This is a genomic window from Streptomyces sp. NPDC006393 (assembly GCF_040628575.1).
Classification (GTDB): domain Bacteria; phylum Actinomycetota; class Actinomycetes; order Streptomycetales; family Streptomycetaceae; genus Streptomyces.
The window spans coordinates 31,036-46,100 of sequence record NZ_JBEXZD010000005.1; the positions used below are offsets into that span (position 1 = coordinate 31,036).

The 15,065-nt window shown below is 71.0% G+C and carries 12 protein-coding genes; all 12 read left to right on the top strand.

Annotated features, from left to right (window positions below; translation table 11 throughout):
* The first annotated feature begins 111 nt into the window (after positions 1–111).
* The 12 genes from ABZ484_RS03925 (at position 112) to ABZ484_RS03980 (ending at position 15,022) form a co-directional block, all read left to right on the top strand.
* On the top strand, positions 112–1,854 hold the full coding sequence (locus ABZ484_RS03925) for a hypothetical protein (protein WP_358864302.1): 1,743 nt from the start codon (positions 112–114) through the stop codon (positions 1,852–1,854).
* A 36-nt stretch (positions 1,855–1,890) separates the two neighbouring features.
* A complete protein-coding gene (locus tag ABZ484_RS03930; protein WP_358864303.1) occupies positions 1,891–3,765 on the top strand; it encodes an MBL fold metallo-hydrolase in 1,875 nt (624 codons plus the stop codon).
* Positions 3,766–3,907: 142 nt separating this feature from the next.
* The gene (locus ABZ484_RS03935) at positions 3,908–5,023 is read left to right on the top strand and encodes a LacI family DNA-binding transcriptional regulator (protein ID WP_358864304.1); all 1,116 of its coding nucleotides are present in this window, start codon (positions 3,908–3,910) and stop codon (positions 5,021–5,023) included.
* 310 nt (positions 5,024–5,333) lie between these two features.
* Positions 5,334–6,722 carry a GH1 family beta-glucosidase gene (locus tag ABZ484_RS03940; RefSeq protein ID WP_358864305.1) on the top strand — a complete coding sequence of 463 codons (1,389 nt, stop codon included), beginning with the start codon at positions 5,334–5,336 and terminating at the stop codon, positions 6,720–6,722.
* Between the two features lie 103 nt (positions 6,723–6,825).
* A complete protein-coding gene (locus ABZ484_RS03945; RefSeq protein WP_358864306.1) occupies positions 6,826–8,172 on the top strand; it encodes an extracellular solute-binding protein in 1,347 nt (448 codons plus the stop codon).
* Entirely contained in the window at positions 8,172–9,125 is a 954-nt protein-coding gene (locus ABZ484_RS03950) for a sugar ABC transporter permease (RefSeq protein ID WP_358864307.1), read from the top strand. Before ABZ484_RS03945 ends, ABZ484_RS03950 begins: the two co-directional genes overlap by 1 nt.
* Positions 9,125–10,066 (top strand): carbohydrate ABC transporter permease, encoded by a 942-nt coding sequence (locus tag ABZ484_RS03955; RefSeq protein WP_358864308.1) that lies wholly within the window; start codon positions 9,125–9,127, stop codon positions 10,064–10,066. The genes ABZ484_RS03950 and ABZ484_RS03955 overlap by 1 nt, the downstream gene beginning before the upstream one ends.
* 77 nt (positions 10,067–10,143) lie before the next feature.
* Positions 10,144–11,403 (top strand): 6-phospho-beta-glucosidase, encoded by a 1,260-nt coding sequence (locus ABZ484_RS03960; RefSeq protein ID WP_358864309.1) that lies wholly within the window; start codon positions 10,144–10,146, stop codon positions 11,401–11,403.
* Positions 11,403–12,464 carry a BadF/BadG/BcrA/BcrD ATPase family protein gene (locus ABZ484_RS03965; protein WP_358864404.1) on the top strand — a complete coding sequence of 354 codons (1,062 nt, stop codon included), beginning with the start codon at positions 11,403–11,405 and terminating at the stop codon, positions 12,462–12,464. The genes ABZ484_RS03960 and ABZ484_RS03965 overlap by 1 nt, the downstream gene beginning before the upstream one ends.
* Positions 12,461–13,291, top strand: coding sequence for a 6-phosphogluconolactonase (locus tag ABZ484_RS03970; protein WP_358864310.1), 831 nt, complete (start codon positions 12,461–12,463; stop codon positions 13,289–13,291). The genes ABZ484_RS03965 and ABZ484_RS03970 overlap by 4 nt, the downstream gene beginning before the upstream one ends.
* A 122-nt stretch (positions 13,292–13,413) precedes the next feature.
* Entirely contained in the window at positions 13,414–14,451 is a 1,038-nt protein-coding gene (locus tag ABZ484_RS03975) for an ROK family protein (protein ID WP_358864311.1), read from the top strand.
* The gene (locus ABZ484_RS03980; RefSeq protein ID WP_358864312.1) at positions 14,444–15,022 is read left to right on the top strand and encodes an SIS domain-containing protein; all 579 of its coding nucleotides are present in this window, start codon (positions 14,444–14,446) and stop codon (positions 15,020–15,022) included. Before ABZ484_RS03975 ends, ABZ484_RS03980 begins: the two co-directional genes overlap by 8 nt.
* Positions 15,023–15,065 lie beyond the last annotated feature (43 nt).

The following is a 15,065-nucleotide window of genomic DNA, read 5'->3' on the forward strand; positions in this document are numbered from 1 at the left end:
ACCTCGGACGCCGCGCGGACAGAGGGGCGGGTTGTGGTGGCGACAGCGTCGGGCGGGGCGTGGTGGGGTCGGTGCGAGGGGCGCATCGAGATACGGACCAGGACCTACGGCATGAGTGTGGCCGCTGATGGCCGCTCTGCGCGAGTGTTCGCCCCCGGCGGGGGGTCGGACGCCGACGGCCGGGGTCCCCAGGTAGCCGTCCTCCAGCTGTTCGGGGCGCTGGACACGCTGGACGGGCCGGACGAGACCGCCGAAACGACCCCGCCGGTGCTCCTGCGGCAGCATCCGTACCCCGTCATCGAGGCCGAGCGACGCAGCACCCGCTGGGAGGGGGCGGCAGTGCGCATCGAGTGCCGCCCGGAAGCGGTGGAACTGTCCTGGTCGGTACGTGGCAGCGGGACGCTGGGGGAGGTGCACCTGCTGGCCGGGCGTTCCGTGCTGCCCGGTGGTGGCGGGTACCTGCCGAGCGGCAGTTCCTTCCGCACGCTCTTCTCGCCGAACCCGGGCGACCCCCGCCGCCTGGTGCGTGCCGCCGGCGAGAGCGCGGTCATGGGAGTGGTGGGAGACGCCGGGCCGGGGCGCGGGCACTGGTTCTTCACGCCCGCTCCGCTGTGCCTGGCGCTGACCACCGCGCCGGCGGTGGAAGACCCCGGGCAGCCCGTTCCCGAGGGGTGGTGGTCGCTCGCCGTCGACGCCCCGGTATCGGACATGACGTTCACGCAGCTCGCCTACGTCCCGGCGGACGGCGGGTTCGCCCTGCGTCTGGACTACGAAGGTCACACCAGGGTGGACGGCGAATTCCGCACACCCACCGTGGTGTTCACGCCGGGCAGCCCCGACCCGTACGAGGCGTTGCGCCGTTACACAGCCCGGCTCATCTCCCGTGGCGCGGTGCCGGCAGGCCCAAGGCCTCCGCGCCCCGACTGGTGGTCAGCGCCGATGTTCTGCGGCTGGGGAGCGCAGAACCACGAGGCGCGCGTCACCGGCCGGGCTGCCCAGGCCCTGGCCGGCCAGGCCGAGTACGACCGCTATCTCGCGCACCTCGCCGGCCAGGGCCTGGAGCCGGGAACGATCGTCATCGACGACAAGTGGCAGCTGCGGTACGGCACCTGTGAGCCGGACCCGGGCAAGTGGCCCGACCTGCGGGGGTGGATCAGGGCGCGCCGGGAACGCGGGCAACGCGTCCTGCTGTGGTGGCCCGCCTGGCTGTGGGAGGGCCTGGGCGAAGAGTTGTGCGTCCGCAACTCCGAAGGCAGGCCCGTCGCACTCGACCCGGGCAACCCCGCGTCCCGCACAGTGCTCGAGGACGGCGTGGCACGCATGCTCGGCGACGGCCCGGCTGGCCTCGGAGCGGACGGACTGAAGATCGACTTCACCGCCCGGACACCCAGCGGAGCGGCGCTGACTCACCACGGTCCGCGATGGGGGATCGCCCTGTTGCACCAGTTGCTGTCCACGGTGTACGACGCGGCCAAGCGCGTGAAGCCGGACGCGCTCGTCATCACGCACACCCCTCACCCGGCCTTCGCCGACGTCACCGACATGGTGCGGCTCAACGACATGCTGCGCCTGGACGACCCCGAACCCGACGCCCCGATCGTGCCGCAGATGCGCCACCGAGCCGCCGTGGTCGCCGCCGCCTGCCCCGGCCTGCTCATCGACACCGACGACTGGTGCGTGCCTGACCGGGAGCAGTGGCGGGCCTACCTGGCCGCCAAGCCCGGCTTGGGCGTGCCCGCCCTGTACTACAGCACCCATCTCGACCGCACCGGGGAACCGCTCGGTCCCGAGGACTACGCCGCCGTACGGTCCGCGTGGCGCGCCTGGGACGAGCGGCGCCGCGTGGATGCCTGACACACCCCTCACCCGATCGGGAACCACAGGAGACCCATGCTGATCGGCACGGATGTATTCCGCTTCCAGGACACCTGTCACGTGTACGTGCTGCGCCGTGGGCGGGAGGCGGTGCTCGTCGACTTCGGCAGCGGCGAGGTCCTCGACCGCCTCGACGACTACGGAATCGACCGGGTCACCGACGTCCTGATCACCCATCACCACCGCGACCAGGTGCAGGGGTTGGCACGTGCCGTCGCCGCGGGCATCAGGGTCTGGGTCCCGCCGGTGGAGCGGGACCTCATCGAAAACGTCGACGAGCATTGGCGTACCCGGCCGCTCGACAACGACTACGACGTGCGCCAGGACCGGTACTCCCTGCTGGAGCAGGTCCCGGTCACCGGCAGCGTGGCCGAGTACCGCACCGGCTCCTACGGACCGTTCGAGGTGTTCACCCTCCCCACTCCCGGCCACACGGTCGGCTCCGTCAGTTACCTGGTGGAGATCGGCGGAAAGCGCCTCGCCTTCGTCGGTGACCTGATCCACGGTGAGGGACGGGTGTGGTCGCTGGCCGCCACCCAGTGGGCGTACACGGGAGGCGAGAGCGCCGGCATGGAGGGCGTCGCCGCCACGGCCCTGTCCTGTCGGCAACTGCTCGATCACGCCCCTGCCATGCTGCTTCCGTCGCACGGGGAGCCGGTGACGGATCCACGTGCCGCTGTCGCCCGGCTGCGGTCGGGACTTCAGGAACTGCTGGACTCACGCCGCAGACGCCCCTGGGATCTGGACGCCATGCTGGACGACCCGTGGGAGCGGGTCACGCCCCACCTGCTGCGCAACCGCACCAGCAACGCCCTGACATACGCGCTGCTCTCCGACCACGGCACGGCACTGCTGCTGGACTTCGGCTACGACCTGACCACCGGCCTGGCCGGCGGGCACGACCGCTCCAGCCGACGGCCTCTGCTGGCGTGCCTGAAGTCGCTGCGACGCGTCCACGGCATCGACCGCGTCGAGGTGGCTCTGCCCACCCACTACCACGACGACCATGTCGCCGGGTTCAATCTGCTGCGCGAGGTGGAGGGCACTGCCGTCTGGTCACCCTCCAACGTGACCCCGGTGCTCCAGGACCCGAAACGCTGGGACCTGCCCTGTCTGTGGTTCGACCCGATCCCGGTGGACCGCGATCTGCCGGTTGGTGCGCCCGTGACCTGGCGCGAGTACGAGATCGGCGTGCACGAACTGCCGGGCCACACCCTGTACGCGGCCGCGTACTCCTTCGAGGTGGACGGGCGCCGTGTCGTGGCGACCGGGGATCAGCAGTCCACCGAGTGGCGGTCGGGCGAGCGGCCCGAAGTGCTCAACTACCAGTACCGCAACCGCTTCCGGATCGACGACTTCCGGCGCAGCGCCGAGCTGTACCGCGCCTTGAACCCCGACCTGATGATCAGCGGTCACTGGCCCCCTCGCAAGGTCACCCAGGACTACCTGGACATGCTGCTGGAGGAGGGGAAGCGAGTGGCGCGGCTGCACCGCGAGCTGCTGCCCACTGAGATCGACTTCGACGCCGAGGGCTTCGGTGCCCGGATCGCTCCCTACCGTTCGGTGGTGGAGCCGGGCCGGACTCTGGTGCTGGAGGTCCGCGTGCGCAATCCCTTCCCGGCGGCGCGCACGGCCCATGTGCGGATGGTGGTTCCGCGGGGCTGGGTGGCGCAGCCCGCCGAGCAGGAGGTGAAGCCGCCGCAAGGTGGCGAGGCGACCTTGGTGTTCGAGGTGACCGTGCCTTCGGCAGCGAGCGGAGCCCGGCGGCGCGTGGCGGTGGACCTCACGGTCGGCGGGGTGCGCTTCGGGCAGCAGGCCGAGGCCCTGGTGACGGTGGCGCCGGGACGGCGGTCGGAGGAGGGCGAGGCGCCGGGGGGACCGGGAGTGTGAGCCGGGGCGACCGGCGGCAGCGTTCGGCCGGAGTACGGCAGGACGATCACGTTATTGTGCCAGCAGCACCACTCACCGCGGGCGGACACGGCCGGCGGACGGTGTGGGGGCGGCGGCAATCGGGGCGAGGAGACAGCGGCGGATGGCTGATCGCGGAAAAGGGGTACCGGTCGGCGGGGGCGAAGACGACCGGAACATGCCCGCGGTCGGGCGGCGACGCCCCACCCTGCACGACGTGGCACGGGAGGCGGGGACCTCCCGCTCCACCGCGTCCCGCGCGCTCAGCGGGCAGGGCTATGTGGCGGCGCACATCCGCGAGGACGTGCTCGCGGCCGCCCAGCGGATCGGGTACGTCCCCGACGCCCTGGCACGCACATTGAAGGGGCAGCGCAGCAATGTCGTCGGCCTGCTCGTCTCCGATCTGCGCAATCAGTTCTACGCGGAGCTCGCGGCGGGCGTGGAGCAGGCGCTGCGCGCGGCCGGCTACCAGATGGTGCTGGTGGACGACCATGGCGACCTCGAACGGGAACTTGACGGCGCCAAGGCGTTCGTCGCGATGCGGGCTACCGGCGTCGTGCTCACTCCGGCTGCTGCGGCGGCCACCGAGCTGCTCGTCGAGCGGGGCGTGAGCGTCGTCGAGGCCGACCGGCGCTCCGGAGCCCGCGGGTGCGACTCCGTGGTCATCGACAACGAGCACGGTGCCTGGGAGGCCACCCAGCACCTTCTGCGACTTGGCCACCGACGCATCGCGCTGCTGATCGACGAGACCAAGTGGGCCACCGGCGCCGAACGGCTGGATGGCTACCGTGCCGCACACCGCGCCGCCGGCGTGCCCCTGGACCAGCGGCTGGTGCTCGATCTCGAATTTCAGGCCGCGGACGCCAGGTCCCGGGTGGCGGAGCTGTTCGACCAGAACCCGGACGTCACCGCGGTCTTTGCCGTCAACAACCTGATGGCCGAGACGGCTTGGCTGGAGCTGCGCCGACGCGGCCTTGCCGTGCCCCGGGACGTGTCGCTGGTGTCGTTCGACGATCTGGCGTGGATGCGGATGGTGGAGCCGGGGCTCACGGCCGTCGCGCAGCCCACGTACGAGATGGGGCACAGGGCGGCCCAGTTGCTGCTCAGGCGGATCGCGGAGCGGGAAGGCACCGCGGAGTCGAAGAAGGGCTCAGGACGGCGCCGCATCCAGGAGACACTGGAGCCGACGCTGGTGCTGCGCGGCTCGACCGCGCCGCCGGCAGGTTCGGTCGGAGCCTGATCCAGCGGCGTCGGGGACGCCCTGGGAGGCGTCCGTGCCCTGGGCGCGCGCACAGGCGGTTCCCGTGCGATGACGCATGCGAGCGGAATCAAGCGCCGCAGGAGTATTGACGGGTCTCAACAGTGTGAGTACGTTCCCACGTGGGAACGATGCCACACCGCCTCGTGCCGGACAACGCCAGTTGCCGCCGCCTCCGGCGAAACCCCTCCTCGCCCGCACGTCGTCGAGGAGGCTCGTCCCCTTCGCAGCACCACGGCCCGCCGGGCCCTTGCCGGCACTGCCACGAACGGATCGAAGGGCTGACCCCTACGTGACCACCGAATCAACCCGAGTGCTGAGCTTTCCCGACGGCTTCCTTTGGGGGACGTCCACCTCCGCGTACCAGATCGAGGGCGCCACGGACAGCGACGGACGCGGTGAGTCCGTGTGGGACCGCTTCTGCCGCGTCCCTGGGGCCGTGGAGCGGGCGGAGAGCGGCGCGGTCGCCTGCGACCACTACCACCGGGCGGCCGAGGACGTCGCGCTGATGGCGGGCCTCGGTGTCAACGCCTACCGCTTCTCGCTGTCCTGGCCCCGGATCGTCCCCGACGGGCACGGCGACGTGAACAAGCGGGGCGTCGACCACTACGACCGCCTGATCGACCAGTTGCTCGCCCGCGGCATCAGCCCACTCGTCACCCTCTACCACTGGGACCTCCCGCAGGCGTTGCAGGAGCGCGGCGGTTGGCGGGCACGCGAGACGGCGGACCGGTTCGCCGAGTACGCGGCCGTCTGCTTCGAAGCCTACGGCGACCGCGTGCAGGACTGGGTGACGATCAACGAACCCTGGATCGTGGGCCTCCTCGGACATCAGCTGGGTCTGCACGCACCCGGTGAGCGGGACATCGCGGGGTCGGTGCGCGCGATGCACCACCTCCTGCTGGGCCACGGCAAGGCCGTCCAGGCCTTGCGGGCGAGCCGTCCTCAGGGCAGGGCAGGCGTGGCGTTCAGCCTCTTCCCGCACGTGCCCCACACCGCCCGCGAGGAGGACCGGCTGGCGGCCCACGCCTCCGACGGCTACGTCAACCGCTGGTTCCTCGATGCCGTGCTGACCGGCCGCTATCCCGAGGACATGCGCGGGCACTGGGAACGGGCCGCCGGTCCGCTGGACTTCGTCCGCGACGGAGACCTGCCCGTGATCAGCGCCGGCAGCGACTTCATCGGGGTCAACTACTACACGCGCCGGATCGTCAGCGCCTGCCGGCAGCCCACGGACGGCCCCTTCCCATGGCGGGTCGAGGCCGGCCGGCCGGACGTACCGCGCACCGACCTCGACTGGGAGATCGTGCCGGAGGCCCTCACCGACCTGCTGGTCCAACTCCACCAGGACTACGGGGAAGTACCGGTTCTCATCACGGAGAACGGCGCCGTCTTCGACGACGAGCCCGGCGAGGACGGCGCCGTGCACGACGCACGGCGCACCGACTTCCTGCACCGCCACCTCATCGCCGTGCACCGCGCGATCCAGCAGGGCTGCCCGGTCCGCGGCTACTTCCACTGGTCCTTGATGGACAACTTCGAGTGGGCGATGGGCTACCGGCCCCGGATGGGCCTGGTGCACGTCGACTACGCGACACAGCGCCGCACCGTCAAGGACAGCGGTCACTGGTACGCCCGGGTCGCGCGCGCCAACGCGATGCCGGCCGTCGTGACTCCGTGACCCCGTGACCTCGACCGATCCGCCGGAGGGCGCGACGACCCTCCGCGTCCCCTTCGAAAATCCGCCTTTCCCAGACGATCCGCCACTCAATGAGGAGTTCGACATGGTCACTCGACGACGCTTTCTGGCCGGCTCGATAGGAACGCTCGCCCTCGCTTCGACCAGCGCCTGCGGTGGTGTCGGCGCCAAGAGCGGCACCGGGGGCGGCAAGGCCGGCGCGGGAGCGTTGTCGACCCAGGGCTTCGGCAAGCCCGACGACGTCGGACAGGCCCGCATCGACGCGTTCAAGAGCGCCTACCCCAAGGTGACGCTCCGCATCAACGAGGGCGACTTCGACCCCCAGCAGTTCCTGTCCGCGGTCTCCAGCGGCAACGCGCCGGACCTGGTCTACCTCGACCGCGACCTCGTCGGCAGCTACGCCGCCAAAGGGGTGATCCAGCCTGTGGACGACCGGATCGCCGCCGCGGGCATCGACACCGGCGCGTACCGCAGGGCCGCGCTCGACGAGGTGACGATCGACGGGAAGACGTACGGCGTCCCCGAGTTCTACAACACCCGCAACATCCTGGTGAACGGCAAGGCGCTCGACGAGGCAGGACTGTCGCTGTCCGACCTGAGCACCACCGACTGGAACACGCTGCACACCACGGCCGTGAAGCTGTACAAGGCCGCCGGCCCAAGGATCTCCCGCATCGGATTCGACCCCAAGCTCCCCGAGTTCCTGCCGCTGTGGGCGAAGGCCAACGGCGCGGACCTGGTCAACCCGGACGGCTCCCCGAACCTGGACGACACGCGCGTCGTCGAGGCACTGACGTACGCCCTGAGCCTGATCGACGAGCAGGGCGGCTGGTCGCGCTTCAAGGCCTTCCGCGACACCTGGGACCTCTTCGGTTCCGGCAACCAGTTCGTCAAGGACCAGGCCGGCGCGTTCCCCTGGGAGGGCTGGTACGTCAACGTCCTGGTGCAGGCCTCGCCCAAGCTGGACCTGCGGTCGATCCCCTTCACCGACCGGCACGGCAAGCCGATCAGCTTCGAGAACGGCAGCGCCTGGTGTCTGCCGAAGGGTTCCGGCAACCCCGAAGCGGCCGTCGACTGGATGAAGGTCATGACGAGCACCGACACCTGGCTCCGCGCGGGGGCGGCCCGCCAGGCCACCGTGGAGAAGAACAAGACCCTGTTCACCGGCCTGTGGACCGCGAACACGGAGGCCGACGAGAAGGTCAAGGCCAAGTACGTCAAGGGCGGGCGGGCCGGCTTCCACCAGGCCATCGAGCACTACTACGCGTCGACCGAGTACGCCTTCGCCGTCAGGGGGTCAAAGGCAGGCAGTGAGATCAAGACGGCTTGGCAGGAGGCCGTCAACCGCGCTCTGTCCGGTCAGCAGAAGCCCGGCGCGGCCATGAAGCAGGCACAGGCCGAGGCGAGCAAGGCGTTCGAGGCGGCGAAGTGATGGCCACGCAGGCCACCCTCCCGCAGCCGACCCCGGCCACGTCCCGCTCCCGCACCAGGGACTGGCGGCAGATCCGCGCCGCCTACGGCTTCATCTCCCTGTGGGTCGTCGGTTTCCTCGTGTTCACGCTCGGCCCGATGATCGCCAGCCTGGTGATGTCGTTCACCGACTACGACTCGATCGGCACCGCGAAGAACGTGGGCTTCGCGAACTACCGCGAGCTGTTCCAGGACCCCAAGGTGGCCCACGCGCTGAGCAACACGCTCGTCTACGTGGTCATCTACGTGCCGACCGCCATGGCCGTGGCCCTGGGCCTGGCGATGGTGCTCCACCGGGTGGGCCGGGCGGCGGGCTTCTTCCGCACCGTCTTCTACCTGCCGGTGATGACGCCGACCGTGGCGGTGGGCGCACTGTTCCTGCTGCTGCTCAACGGCCAGCAGGGGCTGCTCAACCGCACCCTCGCCCTGGTCGGCATCAACGGCCCCAACTGGACGACCGACACCCACTGGGTCAAGCCCGGGCTGGCCATCACCATGCTCTGGGGCGTCGGCGGAATGGTCGTCATCTACCTGGCGGCCCTTCGGCAGGTGCCCAAGGAACTCTACGAGGCCGCCGAACTCGACGGCGCCGGGCCGTGGACCAGGTTCCGCCACGTCACCATCCCGATGATCAGCGGCTCCCTGTTCTTCACCATGATCGTCCAGACCATCGCGGCGCTGCAGATGTTCGACCAGGCCTACACGATGTTCTTCGGCGCCCAGCAGAACAGCACGTACTCCAACGAAGCGGCCCTGTTCTACGTCATCTACCTGTTCCAGCAGGCGTTCCAGTTCCTGCACATGGGATACGCGTCCGCCCTGGCCTGGCTGCTGTTCCTGATCACCATGGTCATCACCGCCGTGCAAGTACGTGTCTCGCGCCGGTACGTCTACTACGAAGGCGAGAAGCACTGATGAGCATTCCACGCACCGCGGTGGCACCCGCTCCCGGTACCGACGGCGGCAGGGCCGGCGCCCGGAACGAGGCCGGCGCCGCCGGCCGTACGGCGGCCCGCAGGCGGGATGTGCGGCCCCTGCTCAAGCGGGGCCCCCACCTCGTCGTCCTGGCCCTCGCGGCCGTCGTGTTCACCTACCCGTTCATCTGGCTCATCAGCGCCTCGCTCAAGCCGCGTACCGAGGTGTTCGACAACCTCCTGGTCCCTCATCACGTCCAGGCGTCGAACTTCACCGAGGTGTGGAACTACGCGCCGATGCTCACGTGGCTGGGCAACAGCGTCGTGGTGGCACTGGCGGCGGCCGTGACGGTGACGATCAGCAGCGCGCTGGTGGCGTTCGGCTTCGCGTACTTCCAATTCCCGGGGCGCAACGTGCTGTTCGGGCTGGTGCTCGGCACGATGATGCTGCCCCAGGCGGTCACCCTGATCCCGGTCTACCTGATCTGGGACCACCTGGGCCTGACCGGAACCCAGGTGCCGCTGTGGGCGCAGAACATCTTCGGCTCGTCGTTCTACATCTTCCTGCTGCGCCAGTTCTTCCTGTCGCTGCCCCGGGAGGTGTTCGAGGCCGCACGTGTCGACGGTTGCAGCTTCTTCGGGCTGTTCTGGCGCATCGCGCTGCCGCTGTCCCGGCCCGCCCTGGCGATCGTCTTCGTCTTCGAGATCCAAGCCAGTTGGAGCGATCTGCTCAAGCCGCTGGTCTACCTGCAGGACAGCTCGCTGTTCACGATTCCGCGCGGCCTGAAGTCGATCATCGACACGTTCGGCAACGGCGGGGAGCAGCACTGGGAGATCATCGCGACGGCGAGTCTGATCGCCACCATCCCCATGATCATCATTTTCGCCTTCGCGCAACGGCACATCATCGACGGCATCGCCACCCAGGGCCGCAAGGGCTGAAGGCTCGGATCCGGACCGCGCTCCGGACGTGAGGGCATGACGAGAACCGGCCGCCTGGGCGGCCCGAAAGGCAGATCGTGAAGCTGACCATCATCGGCGGCGGTTCGACGTACACCCCGGAAATCGTCGACGGCCTGATACGCCTGCGGGACCGTCTGGAAGTGACGGAACTGGCCCTGCACGACGTCTCGGAAGACCGGCTGGGTGTGCTGGCGGGGATGAGCCGGCGGATGCTGTCCGCCGGCGGTCATCCGGCCCTCGTCACCACGCACACCGACCTCGGACCGGCGGCGGAGGGCGCCGACGTCGTGCTCGTGCAACTGCGCGTCGGCGGGCAAGTCGCGCGTCTGCGGGACGAGACGCTGCCGCTGCGGTGCGACTGCCTGGGGCAGGAGACCACGGGGGCGGGCGGGCTGGCCAAGGCGCTGCGGACCGTGCCGGTGGTGCTCGACATCGCCGACAAGGTTCGGGCCGTCAACCCGTCCGCATGGCTCATCGACTTCACCAACCCGGTCGGCATCGTCACCCGCGCCCTGGTGCAGGCCGGACACCGCCGCGTGGTCGGACTGTGCAGCGCGGCGGCGGTCTTCCAGCGGCACTTCGCCAAGGTGCTCGACGTGGCCCCCGACCGCATCGCACTCGACCACGTGGGACTCAACCACCTGACGTGGGAGCGGCGGGTGCTGCTCGACGGGACCGACGTGCTGCCGCGCCTGCTCGCCGAACACGGCGATCGGGTGGCTCCGGCCACGGGACTTCCCGCCGACCTCGTCCGTCGTCTCGGCACGGTGCCGTCGTACTACCTGCACTATTACTACAGCCATGACGAGGTCGTCGTCCGGCAGCAGAAGGATGGCGTCCGCGCCCAGGAAGTCATGGAGATCGAGGACGAGCTGCTGGCCCTGTACGCCGACGACCGTGTGGACACCAAGCCAGATCTGCTGACCCGGCGCGGCGGTGCCTACTACGCGGACGCCGCGCTGGACCTGATGGCCTCGCTGCGAGGCGGCGACGGCCGCACCCACGTCGTCAACCTCCGCAACGGCACGACGCTGCCCTTCCTGCCGGCCGACGCCGTCATCGAGGTGCCCGCGACGCTCGGCGAGGACGAGGCGGTGGCCCAGCCGGTGGAGCGGCTCGAACCGTTGATCGCCGGGCTCGTCGCCCATGTCACGGCCTACGAGCACCTGGCACTGGACGCTGCCGTGCACGGCGGCCGCGACCGGGTGTTCCGCGCCCTGCTGGCACACCCGCTGATCGGTCAGCACGACGTCGCCGACCGGCTGGCCGACCTGATCCTCGCCGCCAACCGCGACCACCTGCCGTGGGCGGCGTGATGGCGCGGCTCGTCCTCGCCGTCGACGGTGGCAACTCCAAGACCGACGTGGCGCTGCTGAACGAGGAAGGAGCCCTGCTGTCCTGGGTGCGCGGTCCGGGCAGCGCCCTCGGCCCGCGTCGGACCGCCGCCGCCGTCACCCGGTTGGCCACCGCGGCCGCGCACGACGCCGGACTGAGTGCGGACGAACTCGCCGGGGCGCACGCCACCTGCTGCCTGGCCGGCGCCGATCTGCCCGTACAGGTCGAGGCCCTGCACACGGCCCTGACGGCCGAACGGGCCTGGGGCTCGGTGGAGGTGTGCAACGACGCCTGGGCACTGCTGCGCACCGGTGCCGCGCCGGGCGCTGCCGCGGTGGGCGTCGTGTGCGGGGCGGGACTGAAATGCGTAGCGCGTGCCGAGGGCCGCCGCTTCGAGTTCCCCGGGCTCGGCTGGCAGAGCGGCGATCTCAGCGGTGCGGGCGACCTCCTGGCCCGGGAGGCGGTCCGGGCGGCGGCGCGGGACGAGGACGGTCGCGGCCCGGCCACCGCTCTGCGGCAGGCGGTCTGCGAGCGCCTGGCCGTCACGTCCGTCCGGGAGATCGCACTGCGGCTGCTGGCGCATGATCTGACGGAGCGTCAGTTGAGTGTGCTCGTCCCGGTGGTGCTCTCCGAGGCCCACGCGGGTGATCCGGTGGCCTTCACCCTCGTGGACGCTCTCGCCGTGGAGGTCGCCACGCTGGCGCGCAGCGCGCGCAGGCGGTTCGCGCCCGCCTCGGCCGCCTGGACGCTGGTCCTTGGCGGAGGATTGTTCAGGGACCCGGACGGCCGGATGCTCGCCGCGGTCCGCGCGGCCGCGCCCGGCTTGGAGGACGAGTTCCGGATCGCCGTTCCGGACGCGCCCCCCGTGGCCGGTGCCGCGCTGCTCGGGCTGGACCAGGTGGCGTCGGGCGCGTCCGCGGAGACCGTGCGGCGTGCCTTCCGGGACGCCGAACCGCGTATGACCACGCCGGAGGAGGCGTCGCGCACGGCCGGGGCGGGGGAGAGGTCGCGTATGGTCGCGGCGGAGGACGTGACGCGATGAGCCTGCTCAAGGTGTTCCCCGACGCCGAAGCGCTCGGGGCGGCCCTGGCCGCCGAGATCGTCACCGGCATGGCCGACGCCGCGGTACGAGGCCGCGGCTATCTGCTCGGCTGTCCCGGCGGTCGCAGCCTGATCGGGACGTACGAGGCCGTCGCCGGCCGGTTGCGGTCCGCGCCGATGGACCTGGCGCACGTGGTGATCGTGATGATGGACGACTACCTGGACGACGTGCCTGGGCCGGTGCGCCGCGTGCCGGCCGACGCGCTGCACAGCTGCGAGCGCTTCGCCCGCCTGCGGATCGCCGGGCCGTGGAGCCGGGCCGTGGGCCCGGGGCGCGGCATCCGGGAGGACCACGTGTGGGTTCCTGATCCCGGCGACCCGCCGCGATACGACGAGCGGATCTCGGCCGCCGGCGGGATCGAACTGTTCCTGCTGGCCACCGGCGCCTCCGACGGCCATGTCGCGTTCAACCCGCCCGGTTGCGGCCTGGCCGAGGGCACCCGTGTCGTCCGGCTCGCCGAGTCCACCCGCCGCGACAACCTGGTCACCTTCCCGCACTTCGGGACGCTGGATCAGGTGCCGCGCCGGGGCGTCAGCGTGGGACCGGCGACGATCGCCGGGCTGTCGAGGCGGGTACGGCTCGTGGCGACCGGGGCGGACAAGGCGAAGAGCGTCGCGCGCGTGCGGGCCGCGAGGCGGTGGGAGCCCGACTGGCCCGCGACGATCGTGCACGCATCGCGTGAGGCGGAGATATGGACCGATCCGGCGGCCGCTGCCGGCACGTCGGTCGCCGAATCCCCGAGCCGCCCGCACCAGTTGGATTCCTGATCACCTGCCGCTCGCTGGTTGACGGGCCTGATCGCCATGGGTACGTTCTCATGTGGGAACGATGCCACATCCGGTCAGCACTGCGTCACCACACGGGCACAACGACAACGGACGGAAGATCTGTGGCAGCGAAACACAACTCCGAAGCCGCGGAGGCCACCTCGGCGGTCCTGGGCCTGGACATCGGCGGCACTAAACTGGCGGCGGGAGTCGTCGGCGCCGACGGAACGGTCCACTCCTTCCTCGTCACGCCCACCCTGGTCCAGGAAGGCGTTCAGGCGGTCCTGGCCCGCCTGTTCGACCTGGGGCACAAGGCGATGGACGAGTCCGAGCTGGCCCCGCAGCGGATCGCCGCCGTCGGCATCGGCTGCGGCGGCCCGCTCGACCCGGAAGCGGGCGTGCTGCTCTGCCCCCCGCACCTGCCCGGCTGGATCGACGTACCGATCACCCGGTTGACCGAGGACCGCTACGGGCTCCCGGCCGTCCTCGACAACGACGCCACCGCCGCCGCGACGGGGGAGCACCGCTTCGGGGCCGGCCGCGGCACCCGCCACATGATCTACCTGACCGTCTCCACCGGAGTCGGCGGCGGCATCGTCGTCGACGGCTGCACCTACCGCGGGGCCGCCGGCAACGGCGGAGAACTGGGGCACGTGACGGTGGACCGGAACGGTCGGCACTGCCGTGGCTGCGGGCGCGCCGGCTGCCTGGAGGCCTACGTCTCCGGCACCTCCATCGCCGAACGGGCCCGCGAGGCGGTCGCCGAGGCCGAGGCCGCCGGCCGACCCACCACGCTCTCGGCATGCTCACCCCTGACAGCGGCCGACGTCTCGCGGGAGGCCGCAGCGCAAGACGCCGTCGCCACGCAGGTGTGGGTCGCCACCACCCAGGCCCTGGCCTGCGGAGTCACCTCCCTCGTCAACGTCTTCGAACCCGAACTCGTCGTCCTCGGCGGCGGCGTCACACGCGCCGGGGAGCAACTCCTCGCGCCCGTCCGCCGCATCGTGCGCGAACGGGCGATGGGTCCGGCCGCGCACGCGGTGCGCATCGAACCGGCCCGCAGCGGAGACCGGGTGGGCGTCGTCGGTGCGGCAGCCGTGGCCTTCGAACGAGTCGTCACCACCACCACAGGACCGGAAGGAAACCGCCTCCATGGCTAAGGATCCCGGGCAGCAACTGACCGACCACGTCGACCTGGCCCGCCGGGTCGAGCAACTCCTGCCGCAGCTGCTCGAGATCTCCCGGCGGCTGGTGGCGGTCTACGAGGCCGGCGGGCGCCTGTACACCTTCGGCAACGGCGGCAGCGCGGCCGACGCCCAGCACCTGGCCGCGGAGCTCGTGGGCCGCTACCTGCGCGAGCGCCGCCCGCTGCCCGCGCTCGCCCTGTCCGTCGACCCGTCCGTGACCACCTGCATCAGCAACGACTACGATTTCGACGACCTCTTCTCGCGGCAGATAGAGGCGTTCGCGGGCCCCGGCGACATGGTCCTCGCGTTCACCACCTCCGGCCGTTCCGAGAACGTGGTGCGCGGGCTGAAGACCGCGCGGGACCGCGGGGCCCTCACCGTGCTGTTCGGCGGGGGCGACGGAGGGCCGGCCGCCGAACACGCCGACCTGGCGCTGTTGGTCCCTTCCACCACCACGGCCCGCACCCAGGAGATGCACCTGCTGCTCCTGCACCTGCTCAGCGAACAGATCGACGCCTGGGCCGCCGAGAGAACCCCTGCCTGACCCCGGACCCCAGCCCACCGCCCGCCCCTGATCACCGCCGCAA

Excerpts from the sequence above, each read along its gene's own strand:
- ABZ484_RS03925 (WP_358864302.1), top strand. The coding sequence starts at position 112 with ATGAGTGTGGCCGCTGATGGCCGCTCTGCGCGAGTGTTCGCCCCCGGC.
- ABZ484_RS03930 (WP_358864303.1), top strand. The coding sequence starts at position 1,891 with ATGCTGATCGGCACGGATGTATTCCGCTTCCAGGACACCTGTCACGTG.
- ABZ484_RS03935 (WP_358864304.1), top strand. The coding sequence starts at position 3,908 with ATGGCTGATCGCGGAAAAGGGGTACCGGTCGGCGGGGGCGAAGACGAC.
- ABZ484_RS03945 (WP_358864306.1), top strand. The coding sequence starts at position 6,826 with ATGGTCACTCGACGACGCTTTCTGGCCGGCTCGATAGGAACGCTCGCC.
- ABZ484_RS03950 (WP_358864307.1), top strand. The coding sequence starts at position 8,172 with ATGGCCACGCAGGCCACCCTCCCGCAGCCGACCCCGGCCACGTCCCGC.
- ABZ484_RS03955 (WP_358864308.1), top strand. The coding sequence starts at position 9,125 with ATGAGCATTCCACGCACCGCGGTGGCACCCGCTCCCGGTACCGACGGC.
- ABZ484_RS03965 (WP_358864404.1), top strand. The coding sequence starts at position 11,403 with ATGGCGCGGCTCGTCCTCGCCGTCGACGGTGGCAACTCCAAGACCGAC.
- ABZ484_RS03970 (WP_358864310.1), top strand. The coding sequence starts at position 12,461 with ATGAGCCTGCTCAAGGTGTTCCCCGACGCCGAAGCGCTCGGGGCGGCC.
- ABZ484_RS03980 (WP_358864312.1), top strand. The coding sequence starts at position 14,444 with ATGGCTAAGGATCCCGGGCAGCAACTGACCGACCACGTCGACCTGGCC.